The sequence below is a fragment of the Streptomyces abyssomicinicus genome (assembly GCF_008974245.1).
Taxonomy (GTDB): Bacteria; Actinomycetota; Actinomycetes; order Streptomycetales; family Streptomycetaceae; genus Streptomyces; species Streptomyces abyssomicinicus.
Genome location: NZ_BBZI01000006.1, coordinates 88,900 through 93,742, shown reverse-complemented (window position 1 = coordinate 93,742; position 4,843 = coordinate 88,900). Strand labels below are relative to the sequence as shown.

1 protein-coding gene is annotated in these 4,843 nt (G+C 71.7%); it reads left to right on the top strand.

The annotated features are described in order from the left end of the window. A partial coding sequence (locus GBN72_RS08260) for a type I polyketide synthase (RefSeq protein ID WP_151771927.1) occupies positions 1–4,843 on the top strand: 4,843 nt, incomplete at both ends.

Below are 4,843 nucleotides of genomic sequence, written 5' to 3'. Positions count from 1 at the left end.
TCCGGCCGAAGCCGCGCTCCCGCCGGTCACCGGCCCCGTACTGGTCACCGGTGCCGGCGGTGCGCTGGGCGGTCTGGTCGCCCGGCACCTCGTCACCACCCACGGTGTGCGGGACCTCGTCCTGGTCTCCCGCCGCCCCTCCACCGCGTTGGTGGAGGAGCTGCAGGAACTGGGTGCCGACGTGCGGTGGGCGTCCTGCGACGTCACCGACCGCGACGCCCTGGCCGCACTGGTCGGTGAACTGACCGCGGCCGACGGCCCTGGCCTTGCCGGTGTGGTCCACGCCGCGGGTGTCGTCGACGACGGTGTTCTGGAGTCACTGACCCCCGAGCGGCTGGCCACGGTGCTGCGGCCCAAGGCGGACGCCGCCTGGCACCTGCACCAGCTGACCGCCGACCTGGACCTCGCCTTCTTCGTCCTCTACTCCTCCGCGGCGGGTGTGCTGGGTTCGGCAGGTCAGGCGAACTACGCCGCCGCCAACGCCTTCCTCGACGCCCTCGCCACCCACCGCCACACCACCGGTCTGCCCGCCACCTCCCTCGCCTGGGGCCCCTGGGCCGATAGCGGCATGCTGCAACTGGCTGCCGCCGACGCGGAGAAGATGAGTCGGAGCGGTATCGCGCCGTTCACGCACGAACAGGGCTTGGGCCTGTTCGATGCGGGTGTGGTGTCGGGTGTTCCGGCGGTGGCGCCGGTCCGGTTGAACCTGGCGGCCTTCCGCAAGGCCCCGGCCGTGCCCGCACTGCTGCGCGGCCTCATCCGCACCCCCAGCCGCCGCACCGCACAAACCGGCACCGGCCACGCCTCCGCCCTCGCCCAACGACTCCTCACCCTCCCCACCCCCGAACGCACCCGCCTCCTCCTCGACACCGTCCGCGCCGAGATCGCCGCCGTCCTCGGCCACGACACACCCGACACCATCCCCGCCGAACGCGCCTTCACCGAACTCGGCTTCGACTCCCTCACCGCCGTCGAACTCCGCAACCGCCTCAACACCGTCACCGGCCTCCGCCTCCCCGCCACCCTCGTCTTCGACCACCCCAACCCCACCCTCCTCGCCCACCACATCGAAACCGAACTCCTCCCCACCAACACCACCACCCCCCACACCACCAACCCCACCACCAGCACCACCGACGACGAACCCATCGCCATCGTCGGCATGGCCTGCCGCTACCCCGGCGGCATCACCAACCCCAACGACCTCTGGAACCTCGTCGCCACCGCCACCGACGGCATCTCCACCTTCCCCACCAACCGCGGCTGGGACCTCGACACCCTGCTCGACACGGATCCCGACCACCAGGAACTCGCCCTTGAGGGAGGCTTCCTCCACGAGGCCGGTCGCTTCGACCCCGGCTTCTTCGGGATCTCGCCGCGTGAGGCCCTGGCCATGGACCCGCAGCAGCGGCTGCTGCTCGAGTCCTCATGGGAAGCCATGGAGCAGGCGGGCATCGCGCCCACCACCCTGCGCGGCAGCCGCACCGGCGTCTTCGCCGGCCTCATGTACCACGACTACGCGATGTCCCCGAACTCCGTTCCGGAGGGCGTGGAAGCGTTCCTCGGCATCGGGAACACCGGCAGTGTCGTCACCGGTCGCATCGCCTACACCCTGGGCCTGGAAGGTCCGGCGGTGACGGTGGACACGGCGTGCTCGTCGTCCCTGGTCGCCCTGCACCTGGCCGCGCAGGCGCTGCGCTCCGGCGAGTGCGACATGGCCCTCGCCGGTGGTGTGACCGTCATGGCCACGCCCACCGCCTTCCTGGACTTCCAGCGTCAAGGTGGCCTGGCCGCCGACGGCCGCTGCAAGTCGTTCTCCGACGACGCTGACGGCACGGGCTGGTCCGAGGGCGTCGGCATGCTCCTCGTGGAGCGGCTCTCGGACGCCCGCCGCAACGGCCACCAGGTCCTCGCGGTCGTCCGGGGCTCCGCCGTCAACCAGGACGGCGCGAGCAACGGCCTCACCGCCCCCAACGGCCCCGCCCAGCAGCGCGTCATCCGCGCCGCCCTCGCCAACGCGGGTCTGACCGGCGCCGACGTCGACGCCGTCGAGGCCCACGGCACCGGCACCACCCTCGGCGACCCGATCGAGGCGCAGGCGCTGCTGGCGACCTACGGTCAGGAGCGCCCGGAGGACGGCCGGCCGCTGTGGCTCGGCTCGCTGAAGTCGAACCTGGGCCACACCCAGGCCGCCGCGGGCGTCGCCGGAATCATCAAGATGGTCATGGCCATGCGTCATGGCGTCCTGCCGCCCACCCTCCACGCCGCACAGCCCTCGTCGAAGGTCGACTGGGCCGCCGGAGCAGTCGAGCTGCTGACGGAGGCGCGGGAGTGGCCGGAGGCGGGTGACCGGCCGCGTCGTGCGGGTGTGTCGTCGTTCGGTGTGAGCGGGACGAACGCGCACGTGATTCTCGAGGCCGCTGCCGGTGAGGAGCCGGTGGCGGAGGTGGAGCCGACGGTCGAGCTTCCGGTGGTGCCGTGGGTGCTGTCGGCGAAGTCGCCGGAGGCGCTGGCCGGTCAGGCGCGGCGTCTGTTGTCGCGGGTGCGTGAGGACGAGGAGACGTCGACCGGCGACAACGGCTGGTCCCTGGTCTCCACCCGCTCGCACTTCGAGTACCGGGCCGCCGTGGTGGCGGCGGGCCGGGAGGACTTCGTCCGGGGGCTGGAGGTCCTGGTCTCCGGCGGCACCGCGCCCGGTGTGGTCCGGGGCACGGCCATGAGTGGGCGTTCGGCGTTCCTGTTCTCCGGCCAGGGCTCGCAGCGGGCGGGGATGGGCCGGGAGCTGTACGAGGCGTTCCCGGTGTTCGCCGAGGCGTTCGACGCGGTGTGCGCGGAGCTGGACAGGCACCTGGACCGGCCGGTGAAGGACCTGGTCTTCGACACGGAGTCGGACCTGCTGGACAGGACCGTCTACACGCAGGCTGGTCTGTTCGCGGTCGAGGTGGCCCTCTTCCGGCTGGTCGAGCACTGGGGCGTCACCCCCGACTACCTCCTCGGCCACTCCATCGGTGAGCTGGCCGCCGCGCACGTCGCCGGCGTCTGGTCCCTCGAGGACGCTGCCGCTCTGGTCGCCGCACGCGGCCGGCTGATGCAGGCCCTGCCCGAAGGCGGGGCAATGGTCGCCGTCCAGGCGACCGAGGACGAGATCCTGCCCCTGCTCACGGACAACGTCTCCATCGCCGCCCTGAACGGGCCCACCTCGGTCGTCATCTCCGGCGACGAGGACGAAGTACTGGCGATCGCTGACCGGTTCGAGAAGTCGAAGCGGCTGCGGGTCAGCCACGCCTTCCACTCGCCGCGCATGGAACCCATGCTCGACGAGTTCCGCACCCTCCTCCAGTCGGCCACCTTCCACGCGCCCCGCATTCCGATCGTCTCCAACCTGAGCGGTGAGACGGCGGGTGAGGAGTTGCTGACCGCCGACTACTGGGTGAACCACGTCCGCCAGGCAGTCCGGTTCGCGGATGGCATCAGCCATCTGGACGCCCAGGGCGTGAGCACCTACCTGGAGCTGGGCCCGGGCGGGGTTCTGTCCGCCATGGCCCAGGAAAGCGTGGCCGAGGCCGCGTTCGTGCCGGCCCTGCGGAAGAACCGGGCCGAGACCGACGCCGTCGTCACCGCCCTCGCCGAACTCCACACCCACGGCACCACCGTCGACTGGGCGGCCTACTACACCGGCACCAACCCCCGACGCGTCGACCTCCCCACCTACGCCTTCCAGCACGAAGAGTTCTGGCTCCGTTCGGGATCCGCAGCCGGTGATCCGACCGGATTCGGCCTCCGTACCGCTGGGCACCCCTTGCTGGCTGCCGAGGTGCTGCTCGCGGACGGCGACGGACTCGTCCTCACCAGCCGGCTCTCGCTGGACACGCACCCCTGGCTGGCCGATCACGCTGTGTTCGGGACGGTGCTGCTGCCCGGAACCGCGTTCGTGGAGCTGGCCCTGCACGCCGGTGACCGCCTCGGTTGCGGCGTCCTGGACGACCTCACCCTCGAGGCCCCTCTCGTGCTCCCCGAGCACGGGGCGGTCGCGGTCCAGGTCATGGTCTCCACGACTGAGCCTGACGGACGCCGTCCGGTCACCATCCACTCCTCGCCCGCGGGCGATCACAACGGCATCTGGACCCGGCACGCCTCCGGCTACCTCACCCCGACCGCGCCGGTCGCGGCGGGTGTTGCGCTCACCGAGTGGCCGCCGCGTCAGGCGGAACCCGTCTCGGTGGAGGGCCTGTACGAGGTCCTCGCGGATGCCGGGTTCGGTTACGGCCCGGTGTTCCAGGGCCTGCGCGGCGTGTGGCGCAGGAAGCAGGAGGTGTTCGCGGAGGTCGCGCTGCCCCAGGAGGCGTGGGCGGAAGCCGGCCGCTTCGGGATCCACCCCGCCCTGCTGGACGCCGCCCTCCACGCCATCGGCATCAGCGGCCTGCCCACCGGAATCGACGGCCCCGGACTGCCCTTCGCCTTCACCAGCGTGCACCTGAGCGCGGTCGGCTCACCGGTCCTGCGCACCCGCATCACCACCACCAACGGCGGGATCGCCCTCGACCTGGCCGACGCCACCGGCACGCCCCTCGGCCGTATCGACACCCTCACCCTGCGCCCCGTCACGGCCGAACAACTCGACACCACCCCCACCCACGACTCCCTCTTCCACCTCGACTGGCGCACCCTCCCCACCCCTGCCCCGAACACCACCAGCAGTGCGGACATCCTCGAAGTCCCCGCCAGCACCATCGACGGTGACGTCCCGACGGCCGTGCAGACCGTCCTCACCGACGTCCTGGCCCGGCTGCAGGAATGGCTCACCGCCGACGAGCAGGACCAGCGTCTGGTCGTCGCCACCCGA